Raw genomic sequence first — 26,546 nt, forward strand, 5'->3', positions numbered from 1 at the left:
GGTTACTCCTGTAAGCTAAGTTCACTAGTATCTGAAGTTAATGAACTTCTGATCGTTGCTTGTTTAGTATTGTCTGAAATCGCCGTATAAGTTGCACGCTGTTTTGCATTATTTTGGAACCAGTACTTACGGCTTAATTCGTTTTCATCATCGAGGATGTATTCTATCTCAAATGCTAGATAGTCAGCTGAGTCTTTCATAGGTAAACTCAATTTATACACGCTTTGAGAGTTTGCGGAGTTCATCGGGCTATTCAAGGTTTCTAGATCTACTCCGGTGTACCAAGTTCCTGATATCAATTCTCCCTTAGTTACAGAAGTATTTGTCCGAAGTTTAATTCCATCTCTTGCTATTTTGGTAGGAACTTGGATATGCAACTCAATACCAAACAGCTCCTGCATTGCTGATGGGTATTGCGTTGATGAATTGGGAACAACCCGCATCATTGGCACTTGGTAGATTGATGGTTTATCTATGATGGTTTGTAAATCAAATAGTGCCTTTTGTACTAATGAAGAGTTGTGTTTTTCTCGTTCTAACAGATCTGGAGACTGACTCCATTGTGCTCTGGCGGAATTATATCCCCACGGTAATTTATCTAACCATTTTTGAAAATCGTCTTGTTTGAACTTGCTCATTACATAGTTGCTCAAAAGGTAAATTGCAGTTAGCCCCATAATGACAAACATGATTGGCCCACCGAAAAGAACGTTTGCTGACCATACGCCAGTTATTCCTCCTACAGCTTGAAAGGTCCCTACTGCTGTAAGTCCAACTAAAGAAGAAAAGTTGAAGTATCCCGCAATTTTTGCAGTGCCATTCAAACTATCAAGTTGTTGTAACGACCGGTAAGCTTCTATCCCTGAAGCTAAAGCACCTATTATTCCTGTTACCGCAAGCCATTTGTTGAAAATTTTAAGATCACTCAAAGAAGAAATAGGTATTGTGGTATCACGTTTCGCCATTTCTTTTAGGGCAGATAAAGAACGTGCTCGTAGCGTTTTATCTACTCTTACGTTGTCCCAAAGTTTACCGGTGCGAATACCCGTCCAAGCGTTGACTGTATAAAAAAGCTTTTGTTGGATATCCAAAAATTCATCTGAGGACATTAATCCAGTGTCTTGGATACTGCTCATGGCATCACCAAGCGCGATGCAGTTAAATACTAATGCCAGAAAGCCTAGACCACCGGCATTCTCGAACAGTTTATTCAAATCATTGAGCTTATTCATCACGATCCGCGTTCTAAGCTCGATGGTTCTTTGAGGTAGATCATCAGGTAACTCAATGTACTGCGGGTACTCCAATGTAGCTACAGCGAGAGCCTTCTTAATAGTCTTTTTATTTTTTAAAGCTGTTGTGTATTTAGAGTCAGCTTTGCGGTTATTTTTCTGGAAGTCAGCAATGATTGCATCGTTTTTTTCGAGCTTAATCAGATAATCACTTACGCGTGTTTTCCATTTTTTAAAATCGTGAGCGTAACCTTCTTTTATTGTTACGGGCATATTGTGTGCCATATGTTCTGCAATAACGGCAAATAAATAATAGCTATGACGGTTCAGAGGTTTAGCGAAAACAGGCATCAGCGAAATTGATACTTGTGAGGTCATGCTAACACCAAACTCTACAACGCCTTTTGCAAGCGCACCTATTGCAGATTTAAAAATAATATCCAGCTCTTGGAAACCTTTGGCGATATCTTTGAGAAAGGCTGTTTCCGCAGTGTTTGGGTTGGAAACAAAGTCCATGATCTTAGAGTACATATTCACGCGGTTGCTGGTATCAGATATCTGGTCCATCAACTGATTATCAGGTTCAGGATTGTCTGAGACGATCGACTGTTCATTCTGCGCCTCAGTAATATTCTTCTCCATCACTTTAAATAAACTACGACTAAACCCAGAGGCATAGAGAGCTAGTAAACTGGTTGGTTTCTCCCATTGGCTTTCTGCCCATTGGCGGTCTTCTTCTTGCATCACCAAAGTAAATGACTCAACCGCTTGCTTGTGCAGTTGATACAAGCTGTACTGCGTGTCTTCGCTGTATAGGTCGAAGGTTCTCTCAAGATGATGAGGTGTTAAGGACTCCATTACTGCGATAAAGTCGCGTTTGACCGAAACCACTTGGGCTAGCATGGTTTCTTTTTGTTCTGACAGCTCTTGCATCTCGCTCAGCATTTGCTTCCAGTTGAGCTGCTGACGCCAGCGTTCAGTCGCTATCCATTGTTCGTATTTACCAAAACGGCTCGCAGAAATTCGATATTTGTCCTGTATCGCTTTAGCAATGTCACTTTGGGTATGTTGGTGTGATTCAATCGCTCCAGCGGAAAATTTAGCAGGATAGCCGGACTGAACTGAGCTTTTGTTCTGCTCTGCCAAATCAAGTTGGTGAGAAGAGTCATAATAGTCAGCCATGTCGGTATAAAACGACAGCTCTTCGCCGTTACGCTTAACGCTAGCTGGCATGTCTATCTCGTCACTTGCACCAAACATACACAGTTGCATGGCGGTCTGCATCAAGTTCCACTGGTTTGAAAACTGGTCAGTGAAAAGGCGGTAAGGGCTTGCGGCACCAACAAAATGCAGTGACATATCTTGAATGTCTGCGGCGTAATCTTTTATCGCGACGAAGTAGCCTGATTCTTCTTCTGGAATCGCAGAGGTTAAATCGCTTTTGACTGCGACAGGTTTAAAGACAGAACCATCTTCATCTGCTTTGGTGGCGATGCCAGAATCCGCAAAGCGACCATCATCGACGGCAGAAGATTCAATATCAGCGACTTGGGTTAACTTATCTATTGGTGCAATGTTGTGCTGATTCTCGTTTGAGGACAGAACAATGGTTTGCATGCGATCGATATGATTACTCGGATTGTTAAGTACGCGCATGAACGTGTGCCATGTCCACCGGTTCTCAGAGAAGCAAATCGATAGTACGCTTCCGTTGATGTAAGTAAGGAAGGGTTTTGCATCTTGTGGTGTCCCACGCTGCTCTGATTTTGGGCTTTCTGATTCTCCCAACTTATAGAGCGTGAATTGCGTTCCTTTGATTTCGTATTCGTCTAAGCTTTTGTTGATTGCATCATAGACATACAGCCAACCGTCGCGCAGTTGACGCAGGGTGTAACCAACGGTATTGAGTTTGGCTGGGCCTTGGCCTTTCCATTCTTCAGGCAAACCAAAAGGTTGTGTCTCTTCTGTTTCTAGCTGATCGATGGCATAGCGGACTGGGATAAAGTGCGCAGGTGATGCTTCCGTTGCTTCTTTCTCAGTTTTTAAATTGAGAGGTTCTGGTTCAGACGGCGGTGGCGGATCGATTTTTTTTGTTTCTCCCTCCCAAAACATACTGCGCTCTGGGGGGGAGCCAGCAAGATCATCGGATTCCGTGGTTGGAACGATATTCAGCGATTTCAGTGTACCATCGCTTTCAAATGCCTGAACGGCCTCCTCATAGGTATAGCTGTTGTCATACCAGAACATAGAAGTTTTTGGGGGAAGTGGATTATTCATCGTTAGCCCATGTTTAAGAGTTTTACTCTGTTACGCAAATATCGCACCAAAATAAAGTGATTAAAAATCAATGAGTTAGATTTTTATGGTTTTGCGTCAATCAAATAATTGTTTGTTTTTCCAATAAGTTGGTTGGTGTTTACCATTTTTTGTATTGATTGAATCAAAGTTTGAGTTGTGAGTGATGCCTCAATGAGCCGACAAAACAAAAGGGCTCCAGAGTTACCTCTGGAGCCCTTTCTAGTATTTAAGTGCTAAAGAGTTAGCGACGCTTTGGTTTACGTTGACCAGCTGGTTTGCCTTGTCCTTGTGGGCGACCTTGGCCTTGCGGCTTGCTACCTGCAGGGCGGTTTGCACCGTTGCCGCTAGGACGTTGGCCGTTGCTTGCAGGGCGTTGACCACCTGTAGCTTTACCCGAACCGTTACGGTTGCCAGATGGTTTACCATCTTTTGAACCGCCTTCAGAACGTTTGTTCAAATGACCACCGAAGCCTGGTTGGTTTTTGGTATGTTTGGTTGCAAAGCGGTTTGCCCCGTGACGACCAGATTTACGACGTTGCGCTGGTGTTTGTGCTTCAATGTCTTCTGCAGGAACGAGACAGCCTTGTTTGTCACCGATCAAATGTTTTTTACCCATACTGACTAGGGCTTCACGGATCATTGGCCAGTTTGCTGGATCGTGATAACGCAACAGCGCTTTATGCAGGCGACGTTGACGTTCACCTTTTGCTACAGGTACATCTTCACGTTTTTTGTACTTCACGCGTTTCAGAGGGTTTGTCTCTGAGTAGTACATCGACGTTGCGTTACACATTGGCGAAGGGTAGAAGTTTTGTACTTGGTCACATTCGAAGTTGTTCTTTTTCAGCCACAGAGCAAGGTTCAGCATGTCTTCGTCTTCTGTGCCTGGGTGCGCAGAGATAAAATAAGGGATTAAGTACTGCTTCTTGCCTGCTTCTGCACTGTATTTCTCGAACATCTCTTTAAAGCGATCGTACGTACCCATGCCTGGCTTCATCATCAGATCAAGAGGACCTTTCTCAGTATGTTCCGGTGCAATCTTTAAGTAACCGCCTACGTGGTGAGTCACGAGCTCTTTCACGTATTCTGGTGATTCAATCGCAAGGTCGTAACGTACGCCAGATGCAACCATCACTTTCTTCACGCCTTCAACTTTACGCGCTTCGCGGTATAAATCGATCGTGTGTTTGTGGTCTGTGTTTAGCTTGTTACAGATGCCCGGGAATACACAAGAAGGACGACGACAGTTCGCTTCCGCTTTTGGATCTTTACAGCCCAGGCGGTACATGTTTGCAGTCGGGCCACCAAGATCGGAAATTGTGCCGGTAAAGCCCGGAACTTTGTCGCGAATTTCTTCAATCTCGTTGATGATAGACTCTTTCGAACGGTTTTGAATGATTCGACCTTCATGCTCGGTAATCGAACAGAAAGAACAGCCACCAAAGCAACCACGCATGATGTTCACAGACGTCTTGATCATGTCGTACGCAGGAATTTTTGCTTTGCCGTACATAGGATGAGGAACACGCGCGTAAGGCAGGCCAAACACAAAGTCCATCTCTTCGGTCGTCAATGGAATTGGAGCTTGGTTTACCCAAAGTTCACGATCACCATGGCTTTGAAGTAACGCTCGACCAGAGTACGGGTTCGTTTCTAAATGCAGTACACGGCTTGCATGCGCATAAAGAATGCGATCGTTTCTTAGCTTTTCAAACGAAGGTAAACGGACCGCAGTCCTCGCAGCATCGTGGCGTGATGGGCGAATTGTGATTGGTTGTGCAACTGGCTCGTCTTTTTTAGTTTCACACTGAGTTTCTACTTCGTATGGGTTCTTTGGTACGAACGCTTCTTTACGAGGTTTTTCAATGCGAGAAGAATCAATAACCGTGTAGCCTTCTGGCGCCGCTGGCAAGTTCACGGCAGTACCACGAATATTGGTCATGGTGCTGATGTCTTCGCCGTTTGCGATGCGATGTGCTACTTCGACAAGTGCGCGCTCTGCGTTACCAAAAAGTAGGATGTCTGCTTTTGCATCAAACAGTACAGAACGGCGAACTTTATCTGACCAGTAATCGTAGTGTGCCACACGGCGTAGGCTAGCTTCGATACCACCTAAAACAATAGGTACTTCTTTGTATGCCTCACGACAACGTTGAGAGTAAACCAACGTTGCTCGGTCTGGGCGTTTACCACCTTCGTTATTCGGTGTGTACGCGTCATCGTGACGAAGCTTTTTATCCGCGGTGTAACGGTTGATCATGGAGTCCATGTTACCCGCAGTGATCCCGAAGAACAGATTTGGCTTACCAAGTTGCATGAACGCATCTTTATTTTGCCATTCTGGTTGAGCAATGATACCGACACGGAAACCTTGTGCTTCTAGCAGGCGGCCAATGATAGCCATACCAAAGCTTGGGTGATCCACATAAGCGTCACCGGTTACAATGATAATGTCACAGCTATCCCATCCTAGGGCATCCATTTCTTTGCGACTGGTCGGCAAGAAAGGTGCCGTACCAAAACACTCTGCCCAGTATTTTTTGTACTCATGAATAGGAGTGATGTTATTGGTCATATTTTGCTCTCTGTTCCAGGGAGCGCGAATTATAGCGATTTGATTATCAGGTATCTATAACAAACTCATCTATTCAAGCTTAGTTCATCGAGTTTTATTTGGTTTGTAAAAATATCAATGCTCTATCGGCGATTTTCTGTCTAATTTCACCTTGAAAGCCTCATGGTTATAGATCGGTTCATGAAAAATGTCGCAATCTTAATACAAAGCATAAGCAATGGTGTGCTTATATGGGGTAAAGCCTATAATCAAATTAGTGCATATTAAATGCAAAAGGCTGAGCTGCTCTGGAAATAGTTCTAAGTCGATAGGCTTATCGTTGACACAATCCATCTATAAAGAGGATCGGCAGGTCCCAACTGGAATGTCGCGAATTGACTGTGAATTTTGAGCCTTGGGCTAATTACAAAAAAAGGGGCTAGGGTATGAGTGAATCTACGACAACAGTGCATCCAAAAATGCAAACGACTTCCAGTCTAACTCCTGTTATAGAGTGGTCTTACGATATTGATACTCGCGAGTTCGAATGTGATCAGCAAGGAATGGCAAAGGCATTTGGGATAAGTACGCCAGTAACCAGCCTAAATAACTTGTTTGATCATATGCTGATGGGGCAACAAGAAACGCTAAAACAACGAATTCTAGAAGTGGAACTCTTTGGCGGACGGGGGCGGTTTTCTTGTTGCATGATGCTAAAAAACGTTAACTTAGTGCACGTTACTATTAGTTTTGAAAGGCTCAATAAGCGCATTATCCAAGGCACTATCATTCCGCAATTAACAATCACTGGTTGCGAGGAGTTAGCGAAAATTCTCGAAACGATTTTTGATTTGCCAAATGTAGGCGTTTTAGTTGCCGATGAAGATACGCGCATCTTAGGTTGTAACCGTGCCTTTGAGTTACAAATGGGCTATCAAAACCGAGATCTGGTTGGGCTTAAAACTCATATTTTCAGTACCTCTCACCATAGCCAAGCGTTTTATGATCAGCTGTGGCAGCAAATTAATGATGAAGGATGTTGGTGTGGTAACTTGCTGAGCAAAACAGCAAACGGTAGCAACCAAGCTCATCATCTTTGTATTTACCGACTTACGTTTCATTCTGGACGAATTCTCTATCTCGGATTTTCTACGGATATTTCTGCTTCGTTGTTGTGGATGAAAAATCGTTGTGAACAACAGCATGATTGGGCTGCCTTTTTACCAACGAGGAAAGAATTTGAACTCCAATTAGCGAACTTAGCGAATGAAAGCAGAAATAAAGAACTCAACATTGTTATGACACTCAGACCCAAGTTTTCGGAGAGATACTTGCTTGAACAGCAATTAGGTTTTGCAGATTTTATTATGCGAAGTCGCTACACCAGTATTGCGGGGCAGTTATCTCGGGATGTGTTTGTCGTATGCTTGCAGACCCCTCATTGTCAATGGTTGAGCCCGGTTCGTTTGATCCAAATTGCCATGAAAGGGTTCTTTAATGAGCTTAGAAATGAAATGGGCACAAAAATGCATGCCACTATCGTTAAAGGCCAAACTGGTGTGTCAATCCTTGGCTATGATACGAACCGACCAAGACAAGCGCTAGCACATGCAGCGCAAGCGATGTTGTCCTCTATTTCCGGTGAAGGCAGCTATTTCAACTTTTACGACAGTGAACTTCACTCTGAATTAGTGAAGCGCCAACATCTCGAGGCGTTTTTGGAGGCGCAAATAGAGAGTGGGCTAGTGGACGTTTACTTTCAACCGATTATCGACGTTCAAACCGGAAGAGTGGTTAAGTTCGAGGCTCTCGCACGCTTCTATGATGAAAATGATGCGTATTGTACGCAAAAGATGATCGCTATTATTGAAGATCTAGAACTCATAGCGGCACTTGATGATGTGGTCTGCCAAGCTGCGTTGAAGCACTTTCCGCGCTTACAAGAAATTTATGGCGAGGAAGTGGGCGTGACCATCAATCGCTCCCTCAATACGAAATTGGATTCTCTTCAGATCCTTCAGCGGTCGCATGATTTGATTAAAGCCAGTGGTGTAGACCCTAAGCGAGTAACTATCGAGCTAACAGAAACCGCGTATTTTGAACAAGATGAGGAGCATACTCGAGCTCTAGAGGAAGTGCGGAAAGAGGGCATTGAGATCGCGATTGATGACTTCGGTACTGGGTATTCTTCTTTTTCTTATCTAGAAAAAGGGCAGTTTGATTTACTGAAAATAGACCGAAAATTCATCAAGAACATTCATAAAGGGAGCACCAGCTATAACATTGTGAAAATGGTCACCGAGCTTGCACAGCAAATGAATGTAAAAGTGGTTGCTGAAGGCGTGGAATCTAAGCAAGAACTTCAAGTATTGGCAGAAATCGGTGTCGATTACATGCAGGGCTTTCTATTTTCTGCTGCCGTGCCTGTCGATTTGATGGATAAAGCGGACAGTTATGAGCATCTGTTCTCTGACATCGCGATTGAGCCTAAGCAAAGTGATGTGTTGCAATCTTTGAGCCATGAACAAGTCAGGTCTATGGACCCTGGAGAACCGCTCTCCTTGGCAGTGGAGTACATGAATTTGAATCCAAGCTCGCCTTTAGTTGTTCTCAATGAAAATCGTTGTGTTGGGTTAATTACGAAAGAGACGGTGAATTTACACCTAACACCTTCGATGGGCACAGAGCGAGAAACTGAACGAGAAAGCCGAATTTGGAAACGTCCTGTTAATCAGATAATGAGCACCGAATTTGTGTTGGTTGATGAGGATTTACCTGTCTCTGTTATTCGAGAGTTGGTTAAAACCGGCATTCGTTTCCCTTGGGTATTGTGTAATACCAAAGAAGAGTACCGTGGAGTTTTAACGCAGGAAGACGCGTTGAAGTATCTTGCTTCTCTGTGAATAAAATTGTCTTACCGTTTTAGCTCATTTGGGGGCCGACTTTCGGTGGTTTGGCGATAGTTGATTTGATATTATCGCCCCCCAAAATGACTTTTGAGCGTGCATTCAACATGATTCAACAATTGCTGGTTACTTTCCCTCCGATGCTATTTGGCGCACAAGCGCTACTGACTTTGCTTCTAATCAAGGGCGATATTTGTCCTGGTCAGCGAGGACGTCTTCATAAAATGTTGCCAGCAGTAGCTGTATTGTGGCTCGCTGTTGCGTCACTTCGCATTGAAGCATTTATGATCGTGTTTGCTATTTTCTACTTCTATTCTCAGGTTCAAACCAAGAAAACGCGTGAAAAAGGGCCACTATGGGCGATGCATTTAGCGAATGGTTTGGCCTTTGCGTATGTAAGTATTCAGGTATTTGAGCAATCAAGCTGGCCAGCATCGATAGCGATGGCGCTAATGATATTTTTCCTTGGGGCGTCATTTTCTCAATTGCTACTTACGATAGCTCGCAGCAGATTACAGGCATTTCACCGCATTTTACCAGTTACTGGCATTGTGTCTGGAATGCTATTAGTCATCGCAACGTTGTTTGCTTCTTACCAGTTAAATGAAGCTGCACTGAACGCTGCAACACAGCCAATCTTGCTGTCTTTAGCTATGCTAATTTCTTCAATTATCGTGTGGTGTTGGCATATTTTTACGCATAAGAAACCAGAAAAGGTGCAACTGAGCGTAGCTTTGTTGCTAGCACTCGCGTCGATGACGAGCCTGCAAGGTTTATTCTCTCTCGCGGCTTGACCTCTACTCTAAAGACAAAGTTAGACGGCTTATATCCAAGTGCTTTCTTGATGCTTGGGTATAAGGTGATCACGTTTTAGATCTCACTCACTTTAAATTCGCGTGATTACTACTACGCTTGTTTATATACCTTGTCGAAGAGGAGAGTCGCGATGGATTTAAGCAATGTAGGTAATCTGGACAGCACTATTTTGCTAGGTATCGTCAACGAAAAGCTACGTTTAGAGTGCGACAGTTTTGACGAGTTAGTATCAGTGTATGAGATGGATGTAGAGTCTGTAGTCGGCAAGCTTGATATGCTCGGTTATCAGTACGATCCATTGACTAACCAATTTAAAGCATATCAACGCTAAGCCTTTCATAACCCAAATCTTTTAAGCCACCTTGATTCCGTCAAGGTGGCTTTTACATTGTAGCCTCGCGGTTGCGAAAAAAGCTTGTAAGTAACGCTTTTCTTTCTCTGAGTGACGCGTTGCAGCAAACAAGCGACGCCATAAGCCTTGGCCGAAAGGTTTACTGGTAATAAGACCTTGGCGAGAAAATTCAGAAATCGCCCAATTGGGTAGTGCCGCCACCCCTAATCCAGCAGAGACCATCTGAACTAACATGAGAGTGTTGTCGGCTTGCTTCCATTTCGCAGGTTCTATTCCTGCTGGCTGAAGAAAGTGTTTTACGACGTCTAGCCTTTGTTTTTGAACCGGATAAGAGAGCATGGTTTGATCTGCGAGATCTTGCGGATCAATAATGTCTTTTTCCGCCAATGGGTGGTTGGTTGCGGTAATTAAACGCATTTCAAAGTCGAATAGAGGCTCGTAGTGGACTTCAGATCGAGGTTGGATATCGGAAGTAATAACGAGATCGAGTTCGCCTGCCAATAGAGCTGGGAGTGGTTCAAAGCCAAAACCAGAGGAAAAGTCCAATGTTACGCTAGGCCAAGCAAGTTGGTACTCCCTAAGTGCAGGCATTAGCCATTGGAAGCAAGAGTGACATTCAATGGCCATATGTAATCGGCCATTGACGTCCTCTTTCAAGCTCGCTAAATCATTTTCTGCTCTTGCGAGTTTCGGAAGGATATCTTCTGCAAGACGCAATAGGATTTCTCCCTCTGAAGTGAACTTCACCGGACGAGTCTTTCTCAGGAACAGTTGCCCTCCAATTCGCGCCTCCAAATCTTTGATCTGATGAGACAGTGCCGACTGAGTGAGATGCAAAGCGGTCGCTGTCGCCGTTAGAGAGCCAGTGTCTCGAAGCGAAGTGAGTGTCCGCAAATGTTTTAGCTCTATCATGAATTCCTTTCATCCTTTGTTGCTCGCTATGAACAGAATAGCAATCGTGTAAATAACTTAACGACAAAAAATGGATATGTAAACGTCTAGACGTCTATTTGTTGTTTTTATTTGCGAATCATGTCGCTTCATGATGAATTTTTTTAATAAACAAGTTGAATAAATGGACGTTGTTCTAATATCAGATGAGAGCGATAGTTTAGCCATCCAGACATCTTATTCTTTACCGAGAGATGCTCTGATCCAAACAAATTGAACAAAATTGAGAAAGGAATAGGGACATGGCGACAACGACTCACATATTAGGTTATCCACGCATTGGTGAAAAAAGAGAATTAAAATTCGCTCAGGAGAAATACTGGCGAGGAGAAATTGATCAAGCTGAGCTTAAAAAGGTTGGGGCAGATCTACGCGCCAAAAACTGGCAAACACAAACGGATGCTGGTCTGAGTTTTGCCACCGCTGGCGACTTCGCTTGGTACGATCATGTACTGACGACCACGTTGCTATTAGGTCATGTGCCAAAGCGTCACGCTGATGGTTTCCCTAACCTGGATACGTTGTTTAAAGTGGGTCGCGGTCAATCTCAGGCGGGTTGCAGCTGTGCGGGCGATGCGGCATCGGATATGACCAAATGGTTCAACACAAACTACCATTACATTGTCCCTGAGTTCAGCAAGGACGATACGTTTGAAGTGAGCTGGCCGCAACTGTTTGAAGAAGTCAACGAAGCGCTTCAAGCTGGCCACCAAGTGAAGCCTGTTTTGCTTGGTCCAGTCAGTTACCTTTACTTGGGCAAAGAGGTCGAAGAAGGGTTTGACCGCTTAACCCTGCTACCACGCTTACTTACTGCTTACCAAGCTATTTTGGCAAAGCTAGCAAGTCAAGGTGTTGAGTGGGTTCAGATTGATGAGCCAATTTTGTCTCTGGAGCTAGAAAGCAAATGGGCTGATGCGTTCAAGCTAGCGTACCAAGTGATTCGAAGCGATGTAAAAGTGCTGCTAACGACGTACTTTGACTCTATAAGCGATACGCTAGACAAAATTGTAAAGCTACCAGTGGATGGTTTACATATCGATTTATCTGCCGCGCCTCAGCAGCTTGACGACGTGGTTGCCAAACTACCGGAGGGGTGGGTGCTGTCTGCTGGCGTGGTCAACGGTCGTAACGTGTGGCGTTCGGATTTAAGTGCCCAACTTGAACGTCTACAGCCAGTAAAAGAAAAACTGGGCGACAACCTTTGGGTTGCGAGCTCATGCTCTTTGCTACATAGCCCGGTTGATCTGGAACAGGAAACAGAACTCAGTGAGGAAGTGAAAAGCTGGTTTGCGTTCGCAAAACAAAAAGTAACAGAAGTCGCCTTGCTTGGCCGCGCACTCGATGGTGATCAAGATGCGATTCTCGCTTGTGATACCTACAGCCAGCCAATCAAAGCACGTAAAACGGCAACGCATGTGAATAAGCCACAAGTTCAAGCACGTTTAAACAGTATTACTGCGTCACTTGCCGAGCGCAGCGCACCTTACGCGGAGCGTGCTGCGCATCAAGCTGAAGTATTGGGCTTGCCTCTGTTGCCAACCACGACAATCGGTTCTTTCCCTCAAACGGGTGAAATTCGTGTTCAGCGCAGTGCTTATCGTACAGGTCAATTATCTGAGTCTGAATATATCCAAGCACTTAAAGGACATATTGCTGACGCAGTAAAACGTCAAGAGGCGCTCGACCTAGATGTGCTTGTTCATGGTGAAGCAGAGCGTAACGACATGGTGGAATACTTCGCTGAGAACTTGGCGGGTTTTCAAACGACCAAATTTGGTTGGGTACAGAGTTATGGCTCTCGCTGTGTGAAACCTGCCATTGTAGTTGCTGACATTGAACGTGAAAAACCGATCACGGTTGAATGGTCGACGTACGCCCAGTCGCTAACCAGCAAACAGATGAAAGGCATGTTGACTGGACCAGTTACGATTTTGTGTTGGACGTTCCCACGTGAAGACATCACACGTCAAGAAATTGCGCAGCAACTTGCTTTGGCACTGCGTGATGAGGTGTCTGACCTGCAAGATGCAGGCATCAATATCATTCAAATTGATGAGCCAGCCATTCGAGAAGGTTTACCACTCAAAAAACGCGATCACAAAGCGTACTTAGAATGGGCCGTAAATGCCTTTAAGGTCTCTGCGGCAAGTGCAAAACCAGAAACTCAGATTCACACTCATATGTGTTACAGCGAGTTCAATGAAATCATTGATTCGGTTGCGGCACTCGATGCGGACGTCATTACCATTGAAACATCTCGCTCAAATATGGAGCTGCTGAAAGCATTTGAAGAGTTCAATTACCCGAACGAAATTGGCCCTGGTGTTTATGACATTCACTCACCAAACATTCCTACGGAAGAATGGATTGAAGGTTTAATCAAGAAAGCGGCAGAAAAAATTCCGGCTCAACGTTTGTGGGTAAACCCAGATTGTGGTCTGAAAACACGAAACTGGAAGGAGACAGAAGCCGCATTGGCAAATCTGGTTTCAGCGGCGAAGAAGCTCCGTGCTGAGCTGGCGTAACACATCGTTACAGCAAATAAAAACGGAGACTGTGGTCTCCGTTTTTCTATTCTTAATTGTTAACTTTCGTTTTCAGATTATCCAATAATAGCGAATCATCGTCTCATGCCGAAAGCAACAAAAATTACTGTAGCTACTTCACCTGAGTACAAGTCTGTGCGGAAACCAACTCATCTGCCATCAACTGACCGCGAGAATTACGTACCTTAATACGATACATCAAGCCCATATCAATTTGCTTGCGAACTTCTGGGTTGCTGCAGTAGGTATAGATACTGGTATTCAGTACTTGATTTAACGGCTTTGCACCGAGTGCGCTATCGTTATAAATCATCATCATCTCTACAACATTTTTGTTGGATGAGACACGCATTATTTGCAGTGGACCGTACTCTAAAGGGAGGCCCGCAGACAAGACTCCTGCTCGGTTTGATGCCATAAGCTCAAGTTGGCGCTGATTATCATCGGTTGATGAACAGCCAGCCAGAGCACCAAATACCAAGAAAAGACACAGTAATTTTTTCATAAATTAAAACACTTTTTTGAACGGTTTCACGATTACATGATCGTAAACACCAGCCGCTACATAAGGATCGGCTTCTGCCCACGCTTTAGCATCCTCTAGAGAGGCGAATTCAGCGATGACAGTTGAGCCCGTAAATCCAGCTTCACCAGGATTGTCAGAATCTATCGCAGGCATCGGACCAGCTGTAAGAAGGCGACCTTCGTCTTGTAGCTTTTGTAAGCGACCCAAGTGTTGTGGGCGAACGCTCATGCGTTTTTCCAACGAGTTCTCAACGTCCTGTGAAAAGATGACATACCACATAGCATAGTTCCTTAATTGGTAGGGTAAAGTGTTAATTTAACGCCTTTTTTGTGTCTCTCACAAGTGAACAACAGAAAATGTGAGGTCCTTTCTAACTGTTAGCGTTGTAGGTTGACTAATTCTGAACCGGACGTGGTTTACCTTCACTGTCAATGGCTACGTAGTTGAAGGTCGCATCACAAACCATGAAGCGTTCGCCAACACCGTGAGCTTTGACGGGTTTGACCCATACTTCCAAATCGACACTCATGGATGTGCGGCCGATCTTAGTGCATTCGCCGTAGCAGCATACGACATCGCCCACACCAACAGGTTTTTTGAACGTAATGCTTGATACCGAAACGGTGACAACGCGACCACAAGAGATCTCTTTTGCCAGAATCGCGCCTGCTAAGTCGAGCTGAGACATTATCCAACCGCCAAAAATATCGCCATTGGCGTTTGTATCTGCAGGCATTGCAAGGGTACGAAGCAGCATTTGACCTTTCGGAGAGCTAATTTCTTGACTCATTGTGACATCCTAAATCTTAAAGGCGCTCAAACTAAGCGCCAACATAGTAAATACCTAGAACCAAAGGTCCTTAAAAAACCGCAGATACCGGACCAGAGAAAGTTGGTTTACAGCAGCAAGAATGGTCTGAAAACGGTACGTTGTTTGAGCGGTTTACTGATACATGGAGCAAAACAGCGACCCTAAGGTCGCTGTGAAGTCGCGGATTATAGCAAAACTGAGTTTTTAATCATCAGTGGACACATCGGATGAGTTATTTTTTTGTTCTTTTGGCATGTGTTTATAAATGTAAAAGCCAGTCGCAATCATGTAAGCAAATGTCGCGATCAACATTCCAAATACTTTGAAGTTAACCCAAACATCCAACGGCAATTCGTAAGCAATATAAATGTTTAGGCCAGCGAAGAATGAGAAGAAGCCAACCCAAGCCCAGTTAATCTTTGCCCAAACAGCGTCAGGTAACGTAATTTCCTTGCCTAGCATACCTTTGATGGCTGATTTTCCCAATGCGTGGCTCACTGCTAAGCCAATCGCCAGAATCGCGTAAATGATGGTGACTTTCCACTTTATAAAATTGTCGTCGTGGAAGAAAAGGGTCATGCCGCCGAAGATAGTGACGATAACAAATGTTATTAGCTGCATCTTTTCGACTTTCTTATACAGCGCATAGGTGACGACAAGCTGAATGGCTGTTGCTACGATCAGTGCACCTGTCGCCACGTAGATGTCGTACAGCTTGTATAAAGCGAAGAAAACGATGAGTGGTATAAAGTCTAGGATCTGCTTCATGATGGCAAAATCTACCTAATTGTTGAATTGAAGACAGTCTAACGGAATCTGACAAGATGTGAATACTGAGGAAGTTAAGGTAAGAATAGTAACGCTTAGTATATCGTACAGCCCGCAAGCTTCTTCCACGTCGAAACAGCAAATGGAAGGAATAAAAATTGCCGCGTGAAGCGGCAATAGAGTTGAGAGTTTTAAACCTTAAGCCACACGTTGATATTGGGAAATAAGCGTTTTTACATCTTCTAAATAGCCTTCCCGCAGTAAGTTATCGACCGTTGCTTCTAGCTCTTCGAGAGACATCGTGAAGCAAGTGGATTTACCAGTCATCAGGGTCAGATATTGATGATACTCTTCTTCTGTATAGTGGCCTAAGCGATCAAGTAACAGTGTTTTGATTCCATGATGAATCAAGCCGTAGTATGTATGTCGATGAAGTAACATGGCGATCTCCTTATCAAGCTCATACGCTACTCATTTGCAGCCTGCTTGACCTTCTGGATAATTCGATTTACTCCAATAATGCACATCTAGTGCCAATTCTATATTTGCAAATTAAAAAGTGTTGGAAGGTGCAAAATTCTCGTTCTGTAACCATCTTTGGATGACGACTTGAAGTGCATTTAACGTGGTGGGCTTTTCGAGCCTGTCATCCATGAGTGTCGAAATTAGCTCCAACTCTCTAGCTCCAGACTCACCAGATAAGGCAATGATTGGAACGGAGGATGTGATTTGCTTAATCCGTTGGCTGGCGTCAAATCCATTCATTACCGGCATTTGGACATCCATAAGAACGAGATCAATCTTGTGAGAGTGGAATAGTTCTACCGCAGAGGCTCCATTATTTGCTTGTAAGCTGTTGACTCCCAATCTTTTTAAATACATCTGTACCAAGGTGCGTTGCACCTCTTTGTCATCAACAATGAGCACTGTTGGTGCATCTTTACATACTTGTACGTGTTGAGCTGAATGATTTTCAGAATGTGATGGAGTTGCTTTCCAGTTATCAAAGTCCGGTGCTCTCAATGTCTCTGGTTTTGGTGCGTTTGGTACGACTGGGAAATACAAGTAGAATTCTGTGAACTCGCTCAATTCAGACTGGCACTCTATTCGTCCTCCGAAGGAGCGCATAACACGTTGGCAATAGCCCAAACCTAAGCCACTGCCTCCGCTTTTTTGATACGAGAAAAAGTCATCAAATATCTTGTGTAAGATACTGCGATCTATACCTGGCCCACTATCTCGGAAGATCAGAATGTTTTCGTAAGCCCCCGCCTGGGTACGAATCTCAATTTGACTGTCGGGATAAGAATCAAAATAGTAGATAGCGTTACGAATCAAATTGAAAATGACAAAGTTAAACAGGGTCTCATTTAACTTCGCGACAAAATCGTGTGCCTGTGGCAGGTTAATTCTCTCAATTATTTGATCGTTTTCAAAACCATAACGGCTTACTGCTTGGTCGATGGCTTTATGTATGGAAGTGAGAGCTAAAGGCTCATGCTCTGGTGAGCTGTCGCTAACTTCTCGTAAAATAATATCGATAAGTTGTCGACCGCGTTGTATAGCGGCTTCACCTTTATCAATTTCTCTTTTTAGCATATCCAGTGAGGCGTTTGACTCTATATGCTGTTTTAAAGCTTCAAATTGTAATTGTACTTGAGCGAGAGGGTTACGCATTTCATGTGCAATGGAGTTAGCCAGCGCACGGCTTTGGCGTACCTTTCTATCGGCTTCAATGGTGCTCTGGATGCGAACTAATAACGTTTGCAGAGCTGAGATTTCTTCATTAGAAAACAGCTTATTATCTATTTTATGTGAAGAAATCAGCAAGTGAGTAACAGATTTTCCACGACCGAAGAGAGGCATAACGAGCGCAGTATTGCTTGAGCGCATACGCTCGTAGAGCTTTCTCATCGACCCTTTAGAAGAGGAGGCATAATCAATTTCTTCAGACAACTCATCAAGCACGAGAACTGACTTGCTTGACGGCAGGTACTCTTCGTAAAACGTTTCTGTGTAATTGCTAGTGACTAGCTGTAGCTTGTTGTTTGGTATGTTAAGTAAGGATGCCAACTGACGCATAGCATCATCTATTGAGCGTTTAAACTCTTCCTCTAACCCAAGGATTTGCTGAACGGGAGTGTGTCGTTTCCCATAAATAAAATATGAAGCGAAACGACTGACTCGCTTAAAAAGCAAGTGCCAACTGATACCGATAAGCGCGCATAAAGGTACCGCAACAAGCCATTGGTTATCTTCAGAGATAGGAATAAATATCGCCCCTAGCGGCAGAACAAAAATGGCGCAGACTAAGAGCGCGCTTACCGTTAAGTACGTGAGATATTTAGCGCTGTAGAAGCGAGAGGTAAGTAGGGCATAGCCCACAAACAACATTTCGCTGATTGAAAGTGCTGGTGGTAACCAAGTTAGGGAGAAGTCGCCAAGGAAATACGTCATTCCAAGGTGTATCACTGCCGTAGATAACATGAATACCAAAATGCCAGCGATCATATAGTTGCTTTTTGCTAACGTGAGCTTGCTGCTGTTAGCGCGCATGGCAATCAAGTTAAGCAGCGTTAGTACCACGAAAGCTAGCAAACTAATGAAAAAATATGAGGTATGTGGGCCAAATTTAATGACGAACTGGCTTGGACCACTAATGGTGACATTTTCGACAGTAAGATTCGGTACTAAGTTGATGTACAGTGAATACGTTGCTAGTGCGACAAAGACGACTTTTTGCCAGGCTTTGACCGCTGTTTTTTTAACATCTGCGGTTAACTGGCAAGAAAAATAGAATGCAAACGCAAAGGCGAAAAAAGACGCTAAGTTCGCTAACTTAGCCATAAAAATGCCACCAACAGAGCCTAATTCTGGCAATAAATCGGTATGGAAATAGGCGTTGCTGCTTATCCAAACAATGATACAGCTGGAATAAGCGATGTAAGGCGCGTGATGCGAGCCTAAGATTGATTCACTCTTCTGTTTTAGGCGATAGCAGTAATACAGTAGCCAAGCGAATACTATTAGTACAGTCGCGTACAATGCCATTGCTTTTGGGTAAAAGAGACCGTGCAAATGAACATCAAGCATGCTCATTCACCTTTTTATCCATTCTTTTTGTTCGTACGCAATGTTTGTAGTCGCGAAATTGTATGTCTTGAAATGCTTCAACCATCATACCTAAATTCCAGAAACCGCGGTATGTCTTGGTACCGTCACCGTTAATGTCGCGGTATCCTGAGTGAAAGTAGGCACTTAAATCAATAGATTGATAGAAATTTAACATAAATACTTGCTCAATAATGGTAAAGCCGAGCTTATAGCCTGCTTTATAGAGCTCGCTCATCATAGTTTTTTGCGCCAGATACAAAAAATACAGCTTTTGTTGAATGTTGCCTCCCACCGTAAGACGCAGTACTTCGCAAACCGCTTCACTGTTCTTTACACGAGATTGAAACTGAGCATCAAACTCAATAAGAGTGTGCTCATGAGTTAGAGCACGACACTCCAAAATACCCAGTTGATTGAGAACACTGTACCCATGATTAGGAAAGCAAAACTGCCATTGTTCGTTACTAAACTGTGGTGAGTAACTGAGCCAGTTATTTCGTTGATGCCAGCTTTGCACTAAAGCGGAGGAGACCATGATTGGTGAAGATGACGATTTGAGCAAGAGGGCAAAGTGCTGCCCTTTTTGCGAGAGTGATAAAAGAGGCAAGATTTCAAACCATTGTTCAGTTTGGACGAAAAGCTCAAGATTACTCAGTGTGATCGCTTCGGAAATCGGCATTAACGCTGCATGATTTGGCAGCATTACCTCAAGATCGCAATCTGCGATATCTTCAATTAACACGCTAGTATAGCTGTGGTCGTCAAACGGAAGCGGAGTAGGAATCGCAGCTTCGTTTGAAGGATATTTTTGCTTGATTGCTTCGATCTCGCATTGACACCAGAAAACCATCCAATGCGGGTAACAATCTGCGGCAAGTTGTTCAAGTAAACGAATCTCTTTGGAGAAACCTGTCGGATACTGTTGCACTAAATCTCGATAATCCATTAACTCAAATAGTGCAGAAAGACTTTTTGATGCGTGTTTAGGAAAGAGAGATTTAAGCAGTTTTATTCGATACAGAGCAACCTGTTGAAAAAGAGCATCTCGTTTTTGTTTCGTTAGGGTAAGAATAACTGAGTCAACCAGGGCCTGCTGCTTTGATTCGATCGGCAAATTTATTTTGGTGAGATATTCCAAAGATTGCTCAAGACTCATGATATAACCTAGCTCTAACGTTTTGTTATATTTTGTAATGGTTTATATCATTTTGAAAAATTTATGCCATCGGTTTCTATTTGTATAGTTACGTAATGCAAGAAAAGACAAAAAAACCGCTCATTATGAGCGGTTTTTGGTCTATTCAAGAAAGGGTTAGGCTTCTTGCTTTTTTAGCTCAGCTTCTGCCGTTTCTTCTTCAATTAGCGCATCAACGATAACTGCACATGCAGCATCACCTGTGATGTTCAGTGCTGTACGAATCATATCGAAAATACGGTCAAGAGCGAATAGCAGCGGTAGACCTTCAATTGGAATGCCAGCGGCAAGAAGCACGGCAACCACTAGGAAAGAAGGGCCAGGAACACCCGCTTGACCAACCGCACCCAATGTAGACGTTACGATAATTGCAATGTAAGCGCCCATGCCTAGATCGATATTGAACAGTTGAGCAAAGAAGATAGCAACCAAGCCATAGTAAATCGCATTACCTGACATGTTGATCGTTGCGCCTAGAGGCAGAACAAATGATGCAGTTGAATTTTTTACGCCCATCTCTTTTTCACAGGTGTCCATTGTGACAGGCAGTGTTGCCATAGAAGACGCTGTTGAAAGCGCAACTGCTTGCGGTTTCTTCATTGAAGACAGGAATTTCTTCGCAGATGTCTTCGTGAAAACATGCACCATTGCTGGGTAAACAACGAAACCGAAGATTAGGATGGCGGCAACGTAAACAACGAACAGTTTAAACACCACCATTAGCGCACCAAAACCAAACGTACCGACGGCTTCTGCCATCAGACCAAATACACCGATAGGTGCAATGATCATTACTTTGTTGATCATCCAAACCATTGCGTCAACGATGCAGTTAACACCATTGATGATTGGTTCACGACGCTCTTTTGCTTGCTTAGAAATCGCAATACCAAAGAACATACAGAAAACGAGGATCTGTAGGATGTTTGCTTCATTTAGTGATTGGAAAACGTTGGTTGGGATCATACCAGTGATGGTTGCCCAGAAAGTAGGTAGTTCACCTTTTGAAGCGTATTCTGCTGAGAACATGCCTTCAACGCCAGAGACGTCGATACCCATGCCTGGTTGGAATACTTCACCCATAAATAGTGCAAGCGCAACGGCTAGGGCGGATGTTAAACCAAAATAACCTAGAGTGACGATGCCAACTTTACCTGCTGACTGGCTGTTCCCAAGACCAGCGGCGCCAGAAATCAAGGCTACAGCGACCAAAGGAATAACCAACATTTTGATTAAGTTGATAAAGATAGCACCTAAAGGAGCGAACACTGTCGCATCATGACCCATCATGGCACCAACGGCTGTGCCCACGATCATGGCGATTACGACTTGTACGCCAATGTTGTTTAGCAAACTCTTTTCTTTTAACACTTCCATAACCTCTGTGCTAATAAAATGTAAAATCCTAAAATTACCCACTAACCATAAATGGATTTGCGGATAATTATCTCGCCTTGCTTTTTACACTTATCGTTTACAATTGGCAATATGCAGCAAGGTATTATTGATGGATTAATCGATATTTTATTGACGAACGATAAAGTTTTGTTCAATAGCAAACGTTTGCTATTGATTTTTCTTATAAGGGTCGCGCTTAGGATTGTTCAAGTTTATTTTTCTTTATTTGTTTTCTTTTTGTTAATTTTAACCGCTTTTGTATTTGATATTGCAGTCAGAGTTTTTAGTGACTTGGGTTGATATTTATAACAATTCATTTCTTTCAAGCTCACACTTTTATTAATTTACCTTCTGAAATGTTAATTGCTTTACATTCTTAGTCCTGATTGCGTTGTAAACATAATGTTAAATGATAATGACTGGTGAGACTCAAATGCTGACGATCCAGTGTTAGGGGTAACTTGCTTAGTTAATGCTCCTGAGCTGATTAGACGAGAAAGACAAGTAAGAGGTGAAGAGACTATGATGAATCTTGCTGCTGCGTTACAAAGAAATGCTGCGAGTAAACCAGATAAAACGGCGTTGATATGTGGCGCTGAAAAGATAAATTATGCGCAATTTGATGCGATCGCTGGCAAGATCGCAGCGTCTTTAATCAATAAAGGCGTAAAGCCAGGTGACCGCGTTGCGATTTCATGCCCAAACATTCCTTTTTTCGCGTTTGTTTATTATGCAATACAAAAAGCCGGCGCGGTTGCAGTCCCATTAAATGTGCTTTTGAAAGCGCGAGAAATTAAGTATCACTTAGAAGATTCAAAAGCGAAGTTTTATTTCTGCTTTGAAGGGACGAAAGAACTGCCAATGGCAAAAGAGGGTGTCAAAGCCTTTGAACAAGTCGATACATGCGAAGGCATAGTCGTACTGACTCAATCTCAAGATGAAAGCTATTGGAATGGTGTAATAACTCTCAATGCGTTTATAGCCGATGTCCAACCGTTGCCGGATTATATACCGCGTAATGCGGATGATACTTGTGTGATTTTGTATACATCAGGGACGACAGGCTTACCAAAAGGCGCTGAGCTGACTCAGCAGAACATCATAATGAACGCTCTGGTGGCACAAAACATTATGGGCAGCCAGGCCGATGATATTCACTTAGTAACTTTGCCTTTATTTCATACATTTGGTCAAACCGTCCACTTAAATGCTAGTGTTTTGGGCGGGGCAACATTGGTGTTAGTGCCTAGGTTTGAGCCTAAACATGTTCTTGAGCTGGTGGAAAAACATAGGGTGACGATATTTGCTGGTGTGCCAACGATGTACATCGGTCTGCTTCATGTGCAGCATCAATTTGATACCTCGTCATTGCGTGTTGCAGTAAGCGGTGGTGCGTCATTGCCAACCGAAATCTTTCGAACCTTTGAAGAAACATTTAATGTGCCGATCTTAGAAGGATACGGGTTGTCGGAGACAAGTCCTATTGCATGTTTTAATCATTTGGATCAGGAGCGCATACCAGGCTCGGTAGGTCAACCGGTTCAAGGTGTCGAAGTAAAAGTTATCGATATTGAAGGTAATGCACTACCGATAGGCGAAGAAGGTGAGATTGTTGTGCGTGGTCATAATGTTATGAAGGGATATCTTGACCGCCCAGAAGTTACTGAATCTGCGCTACAAAATGGTTGGTTCCATACTGGTGATGTGGGCCGCTTTGACAGTTCAGGTAATTTATTTATTGTCGATAGAATGAAAGATCTGATCATTCGAGGTGGATTTAATGTTTATCCCAGAGAAATTGAAGAAGTTTTCATGACTCATCCTGCAGTTTCAATGGTAGCGGTGATAGGGATTCCAAATGAAGAGTATGGCGAAGAGATAAAAGCCTACGTTGTACTTAAACCAAAAGAATACATTGACGCCGATTCATTACAAAAGTGGGGTAAAGAGCAATTAGCCTCGTTTAAATATCCTCGTTATGTCGAAATTCGTGAACACCTCCCGATGAGTGCGACAGGAAAGATTTTGAAACGTGAGTTGAAATCTGAATTGAATATAGCTTAGTCAATTCAATGGTTTTTGTGTCACAGCGCCACTTGCCTAAGTGCAAATGGTGTTGTGCTCTTGACCAATTAGATGCATAAGGTTTTTAGCTATCGTTAGACAATACTTACCGTTTGTTGAATGGATCTATTGCTCGAGTTCTTTAAAGTATTCTTCTAAGCGTTTCGGATTGGTAATGGTTACTGAGCCATAGTTTAGCTCTAGCATCCCAATACTTTCTAATCGTTTTAGTATCTTGTGTACGCTCTGACGAGTTAGCCCCATCATGTTAGCGATATGTTCTCTTGTTACCCTGACAACGCATGGTCGAGTATCGATCGCTTGATTAAGTTGGTATTCAGCAAGTAGCAGCAACCTTTTGGCGACTCGTTCTTCAATTCCTCTAATCGCGTCATCTTCGATAACAGAAATAGCAGACCACAAGCGGCGGCTAAGTAAGTCGAGTATAGTGGGGTAACTTTGAGGGTATTTGGCGAGTAATTGGCGAAATTTATCTCCAGGAAGCTCCATTACAGTCACGTCAGAATGCGCGGTCGCACCAAAAATACGAGGCATACCGGGAGAAAAAACATTGTCTCCAAACCAGCCACCAGCTTCGAAAATCATCAATGTGACTTCTTTGCCTTTTGAACTAATTGAGTTCACTCTCACTGCTCCTTGAGCTATGACCATAAGAGAAGATTGAAGCGCACCTTTATTGCAAATCAGTGCTTTTTCGTCGAAGCAGCGAACCTTAGTCATTTGCGCTGCTTCACTAAGCCCTTTATCTGGCAGCCCTGATAGTACAGGACATTTGGCTAGCAGTGTTTTGACTTCTTCCATGTAGAAACCTTACTGCACATTGCTTTATTGAGTTAGTTAAGTTACCCAAGCTTAACACTCTTTGAGTGATCTGCTTGAGATAGATTTGGGAAGTGCGGGCGTTGAACAAAAAATGACGTGGTATAAACGCTATAGTAAGAAAACGCCCACTAAACATAATGTTAAGCGGGCGTTGTTGTGTCATATCAAACTGAAATTATTTTTGAGTGGCAGCTTTCATTGCAGAAACGAATTCACCTAGCTTGTCGAGCATAATTTGTGGCTGCTCAACGTTCGCTTCAATGATCTTCACGACAGCCGAACCGGAGATAGCACCCGCCGCACCAGATTCTAGTGCTTGTTTCACCTGTGCAGGCTCAGAGATGCCAAAACCAAGTAGCGCTGGTGGCGCATCAAATTGGTTCAGTCTATCGAGCATATGACCTACAGGCATGTTTGCTTTGGTTTCTGCGCCAGTAACACCTGCACGAGATAGCAGGTAAGTGTAGCCGCCACCTAGCTCTGATACTTGCTTCAGTGTTTCATCACTTGCCGTTGGTGGTGCGATGAAGATTGGGTGAATACCAAACTTTTCTGCAGCAGCAACAAATTCGGCACTTTCATTAGTTGGTACATCTGCAATCAAAACAGAATCGATGCCTGCTTTTGCACAACGCTCATAGAAGTTCTCGATACCACGAGAGTAAACAAGGTTCGCGTACATCAGAAGACCAATAGGCAACTCTGGGTATTTAGCTCGGATCTTACCGATTTGCTCGAAGCAGATATCTGGTGTTGCACCTGAATCTAACGCGCGAATGTTAGCGCCTTGGATGGTTGGGCCATCGGCTAGTGGATCTGAGAATGGAATACCAAGTTCAAGGGCATCTGCGCCAGACTCAACCAGTGTTTCCATGATTTTGTAAGATTGCTCTGCGTTTGGATCGCAAACCGTTACGAACGGTACAAATGCGCCTTGGCTCTTTTCGTTTAGGCGCGCAAACATCTTCTCATAACGGCTCATTAGATTGCTCCTTTTTCTTCTAGGATGGCATGTACAGTGAAGATATCTTTATCACCACGACCTGATAGGTTAACAACCAACAATTGCTCTTTTTCTGGATTCTCACGTGCCATACGTAGTGCGTGTGCCACGGCGTGAGAAGATTCAAGAGCAGGGATGATGCCTTCATGGCGTGCAATCTCTTGGAATGCTTCTAGCGCTTCATCGTCTGTCACGTTGTCGTATTCAGCACGGCCAATTGCGTTTAGGTGTGCGTGTTGTGGGCCAACTGAAGGGAAATCAAGGCCAGCAGATACCGAGTAAGACTCTTCTACTTGACCGTTTGGATCTTGCATCAATGGCGCTTTCATACCGAAGAAGATGCCTGTTTTACCATGCTTAAGTGGTGCACCGTGCTGGTCAGTATCGATACCTTTACCTGCTGGTTCAACACCAATTAGGCGAACACTTTCTTCTTCGATGAAGTCAGCAAACATGCCGATAGCGTTTGAACCACCGCCCACACATGCGATAACCGCATCAGGAAGACGACCTTCACGTGCCAAAATCTGATTCTTCGTTTCTTCACCAATCATGCGTTGGAAGTCACGCACGATGGTTGGGAATGGGTGAGGACCTGCCGCTGTACCTAGTAGGTAGTGCGCGTCTTCATAAGTTGCAGACCAGTCGCGTAGCGCTTCGTTACATGCATCTTTAAGTGTCGCTGAACCCGAGTGGACTGGAATAACTTCTGCGCCCATTAGCTTCATACGGAATACGTTCGGGCTTTGACGCTCAACGTCTTTTGCACCCATGTAAACGCGACACTTAAGGCCAAGTAGTGCACACGCTAGTGCGGTTGCAACACCGTGTTGGCCTGCGCCTGTTTCTGCGATGATTTCGTTTTTACCCATGCGTTTCGCAAGCAGAGCTTGACCTAACACTTGGTTGGTCTTGTGCGCGCCACCGTGAAGTAGGTCTTCACGTTTTAGGTACAGTTTGGTTTTCGTACCTTTGGTTAGGTTACGAGTTAGAGTCAAAGCCGTTGGACGGCCCGCATACTCTTGAAGAAGCGTCATGAATTCGCTGCGGAATTCTGGATCTTCTTGCGCGTCGATAAACGCTTGCTCTAGTTGCTCCAGTGCTGGAACTAGAATTTGCGGAACGTACTGACCGCCGTATTCGCCAAAGTAGGCATTCAGTTTTGCCAT

19 protein-coding genes are annotated in these 26,546 nt (G+C 43.8%); 5 read left to right on the forward strand and 14 right to left on the reverse strand.

Going from position 1 to position 26,546, the window contains the following annotated elements; all coding sequences use genetic code 11:
* Window positions 1-2: 2 nt before the first annotated feature.
* Both R8269_RS16365 and R8269_RS16370 read right to left on the reverse strand, forming a co-directional pair.
* Window positions 3-3,509, reverse strand: a complete 3,507-nt coding sequence (locus R8269_RS16365) for a T6SS effector BTH_I2691 family protein (protein ID WP_318222595.1) — start codon at window positions 3,507-3,509, stop codon at window positions 3-5.
* Between the two features lie 262 nt (window positions 3,510-3,771).
* Window positions 3,772-6,105, reverse strand: coding sequence for a YgiQ family radical SAM protein (locus R8269_RS16370; RefSeq protein ID WP_258476828.1), 2,334 nt, complete (start codon window positions 6,103-6,105; stop codon window positions 3,772-3,774).
* A gap of 425 nt (window positions 6,106-6,530) precedes the next feature.
* Between R8269_RS16370 and R8269_RS16375 the strand changes: the two genes are divergently transcribed.
* The 3 genes from R8269_RS16375 (at window position 6,531) to R8269_RS16385 (ending at window position 10,137) form a co-directional block, all read left to right on the forward strand.
* Window positions 6,531-8,987 (forward strand): EAL domain-containing protein, encoded by a 2,457-nt coding sequence (locus R8269_RS16375; protein WP_206970718.1) that lies wholly within the window; start codon window positions 6,531-6,533, stop codon window positions 8,985-8,987.
* An 86-nt stretch (window positions 8,988-9,073) separates the two neighbouring features.
* On the forward strand, window positions 9,074-9,784 hold the full coding sequence (locus R8269_RS16380; RefSeq protein ID WP_064354144.1) for a hypothetical protein: 711 nt from the start codon (window positions 9,074-9,076) through the stop codon (window positions 9,782-9,784).
* Window positions 9,785-9,936: 152 nt separating this feature from the next.
* Complete coding sequence (locus tag R8269_RS16385) at window positions 9,937-10,137, forward strand: DUF4250 domain-containing protein (protein WP_005376762.1); 201 nt, start codon at window positions 9,937-9,939, stop codon at window positions 10,135-10,137.
* Between the two features lie 21 nt (window positions 10,138-10,158).
* Here the strand turns inward: R8269_RS16385 and metR are convergent, their stop codons facing one another.
* The gene (gene metR, locus R8269_RS16390; protein WP_065274681.1) at window positions 10,159-11,070 is read right to left on the reverse strand and encodes an HTH-type transcriptional regulator MetR; all 912 of its coding nucleotides are present in this window, start codon (window positions 11,068-11,070) and stop codon (window positions 10,159-10,161) included.
* Window positions 11,071-11,351: 281 nt separating this feature from the next.
* Between metR and metE the strand changes: the two genes are divergently transcribed.
* Window positions 11,352-13,634, forward strand: a complete 2,283-nt coding sequence (metE, locus tag R8269_RS16395) for a 5-methyltetrahydropteroyltriglutamate--homocysteine S-methyltransferase (protein WP_213896695.1) — start codon at window positions 11,352-11,354, stop codon at window positions 13,632-13,634.
* A gap of 133 nt (window positions 13,635-13,767) precedes the next feature.
* Here metE and R8269_RS16400 read toward each other — a convergent pair whose 3' ends face one another.
* From R8269_RS16400 to R8269_RS16435, 8 genes are all read right to left on the reverse strand, one after another.
* Window positions 13,768-14,160 carry a GspS/AspS pilotin family protein gene (locus tag R8269_RS16400; RefSeq protein ID WP_054574761.1) on the reverse strand — a complete coding sequence of 131 codons (393 nt, stop codon included), beginning with the start codon at window positions 14,158-14,160 and terminating at the stop codon, window positions 13,768-13,770.
* Window positions 14,161-14,163: 3 nt separating this feature from the next.
* Window positions 14,164-14,460: a YciI family protein gene (locus tag R8269_RS16405; protein ID WP_017634695.1), complete on the reverse strand. Its 297-nt coding sequence runs from the start codon at window positions 14,458-14,460 to the stop codon at window positions 14,164-14,166.
* Between the two features lie 115 nt (window positions 14,461-14,575).
* Window positions 14,576-14,971, reverse strand: a complete 396-nt coding sequence (gene yciA / locus R8269_RS16410) for an acyl-CoA thioester hydrolase YciA (RefSeq protein ID WP_005376768.1) — start codon at window positions 14,969-14,971, stop codon at window positions 14,576-14,578.
* A gap of 225 nt (window positions 14,972-15,196) precedes the next feature.
* Window positions 15,197-15,760 (reverse strand): septation protein A, encoded by a 564-nt coding sequence (locus R8269_RS16415; RefSeq protein ID WP_005376769.1) that lies wholly within the window; start codon window positions 15,758-15,760, stop codon window positions 15,197-15,199.
* Between the two features lie 198 nt (window positions 15,761-15,958).
* Entirely contained in the window at window positions 15,959-16,201 is a 243-nt protein-coding gene (locus R8269_RS16420; RefSeq protein WP_017634694.1) for a hypothetical protein, read from the reverse strand.
* Window positions 16,202-16,312: 111 nt separating this feature from the next.
* Window positions 16,313-18,853, reverse strand: a complete 2,541-nt coding sequence (locus R8269_RS16425; protein ID WP_115386165.1) for a hybrid sensor histidine kinase/response regulator — start codon at window positions 18,851-18,853, stop codon at window positions 16,313-16,315.
* Window positions 18,846-20,030 (reverse strand): acyl-homoserine-lactone synthase, encoded by a 1,185-nt coding sequence (locus tag R8269_RS16430; protein WP_054730548.1) that lies wholly within the window; start codon window positions 20,028-20,030, stop codon window positions 18,846-18,848. Before R8269_RS16430 ends, R8269_RS16425 begins: the two co-directional genes overlap by 8 nt.
* A gap of 156 nt (window positions 20,031-20,186) precedes the next feature.
* The gene (locus R8269_RS16435; protein WP_318222596.1) at window positions 20,187-21,446 is read right to left on the reverse strand and encodes a dicarboxylate/amino acid:cation symporter; all 1,260 of its coding nucleotides are present in this window, start codon (window positions 21,444-21,446) and stop codon (window positions 20,187-20,189) included.
* 543 nt (window positions 21,447-21,989) lie between these two features.
* Between R8269_RS16435 and R8269_RS16440 the strand changes: the two genes are divergently transcribed.
* A complete protein-coding gene (locus R8269_RS16440) occupies window positions 21,990-23,531 on the forward strand; it encodes a long-chain-fatty-acid--CoA ligase (protein WP_115386163.1) in 1,542 nt (513 codons plus the stop codon).
* A 126-nt stretch (window positions 23,532-23,657) separates the two neighbouring features.
* Here R8269_RS16440 and R8269_RS16445 read toward each other — a convergent pair whose 3' ends face one another.
* The 3 genes from R8269_RS16445 to trpB all read right to left on the reverse strand — a co-directional run bounded on the left by R8269_RS16445 (window position 23,658) and on the right by trpB (window position 26,546).
* On the reverse strand, window positions 23,658-24,353 hold the full coding sequence (locus R8269_RS16445) for a Crp/Fnr family transcriptional regulator (protein WP_005376777.1): 696 nt from the start codon (window positions 24,351-24,353) through the stop codon (window positions 23,658-23,660).
* A gap of 196 nt (window positions 24,354-24,549) precedes the next feature.
* Complete coding sequence (trpA, locus tag R8269_RS16450; RefSeq protein ID WP_199454836.1) at window positions 24,550-25,356, reverse strand: tryptophan synthase subunit alpha; 807 nt, start codon at window positions 25,354-25,356, stop codon at window positions 24,550-24,552.
* A complete protein-coding gene (gene trpB / locus R8269_RS16455) occupies window positions 25,356-26,546 on the reverse strand; it encodes a tryptophan synthase subunit beta (protein ID WP_005376781.1) in 1,191 nt (396 codons plus the stop codon). The genes trpA and trpB overlap by 1 nt, the downstream gene beginning before the upstream one ends.

The sequence above is a fragment of the Vibrio sp. Vb0667 genome, from assembly GCF_033391095.1.

Coding starts and splice junctions, on each gene's coding strand:
- R8269_RS16365 (WP_318222595.1), bottom strand. CDS start 3,509: ATGAATAATCCACTTCCCCCAAAAACTTCTATGTTCTGGTATGACAAC.
- R8269_RS16370 (WP_258476828.1), bottom strand. CDS start 6,105: ATGACCAATAACATCACTCCTATTCATGAGTACAAAAAATACTGGGCA.
- R8269_RS16375 (WP_206970718.1), top strand. CDS start 6,531: ATGAGTGAATCTACGACAACAGTGCATCCAAAAATGCAAACGACTTCC.
- R8269_RS16380 (WP_064354144.1), top strand. CDS start 9,074: ATGACTTTTGAGCGTGCATTCAACATGATTCAACAATTGCTGGTTACT.
- R8269_RS16385 (WP_005376762.1), top strand. CDS start 9,937: ATGGATTTAAGCAATGTAGGTAATCTGGACAGCACTATTTTGCTAGGT.
- metR (WP_065274681.1), bottom strand. CDS start 11,070: ATGATAGAGCTAAAACATTTGCGGACACTCACTTCGCTTCGAGACACT.
- metE (WP_213896695.1), top strand. CDS start 11,352: ATGGCGACAACGACTCACATATTAGGTTATCCACGCATTGGTGAAAAA.
- R8269_RS16400 (WP_054574761.1), bottom strand. CDS start 14,160: ATGAAAAAATTACTGTGTCTTTTCTTGGTATTTGGTGCTCTGGCTGGC.
- R8269_RS16405 (WP_017634695.1), bottom strand. CDS start 14,460: ATGTGGTATGTCATCTTTTCACAGGACGTTGAGAACTCGTTGGAAAAA.
- yciA (WP_005376768.1), bottom strand. CDS start 14,971: ATGAGTCAAGAAATTAGCTCTCCGAAAGGTCAAATGCTGCTTCGTACC.
- R8269_RS16415 (WP_005376769.1), bottom strand. CDS start 15,760: ATGAAGCAGATCCTAGACTTTATACCACTCATCGTTTTCTTCGCTTTA.
- R8269_RS16420 (WP_017634694.1), bottom strand. CDS start 16,201: ATGTTACTTCATCGACATACATACTACGGCTTGATTCATCATGGAATC.
- R8269_RS16425 (WP_115386165.1), bottom strand. CDS start 18,853: ATGCTTGATGTTCATTTGCACGGTCTCTTTTACCCAAAAGCAATGGCA.
- R8269_RS16430 (WP_054730548.1), bottom strand. CDS start 20,030: ATGAGTCTTGAGCAATCTTTGGAATATCTCACCAAAATAAATTTGCCG.
- R8269_RS16435 (WP_318222596.1), bottom strand. CDS start 21,446: ATGGAAGTGTTAAAAGAAAAGAGTTTGCTAAACAACATTGGCGTACAA.
- R8269_RS16440 (WP_115386163.1), top strand. CDS start 21,990: ATGATGAATCTTGCTGCTGCGTTACAAAGAAATGCTGCGAGTAAACCA.
- R8269_RS16445 (WP_005376777.1), bottom strand. CDS start 24,353: ATGGAAGAAGTCAAAACACTGCTAGCCAAATGTCCTGTACTATCAGGG.
- trpA (WP_199454836.1), bottom strand. CDS start 25,356: ATGAGCCGTTATGAGAAGATGTTTGCGCGCCTAAACGAAAAGAGCCAA.
- trpB (WP_005376781.1), bottom strand. CDS start 26,546: ATGGCAAAACTGAATGCCTACTTTGGCGAATACGGCGGTCAGTACGTT.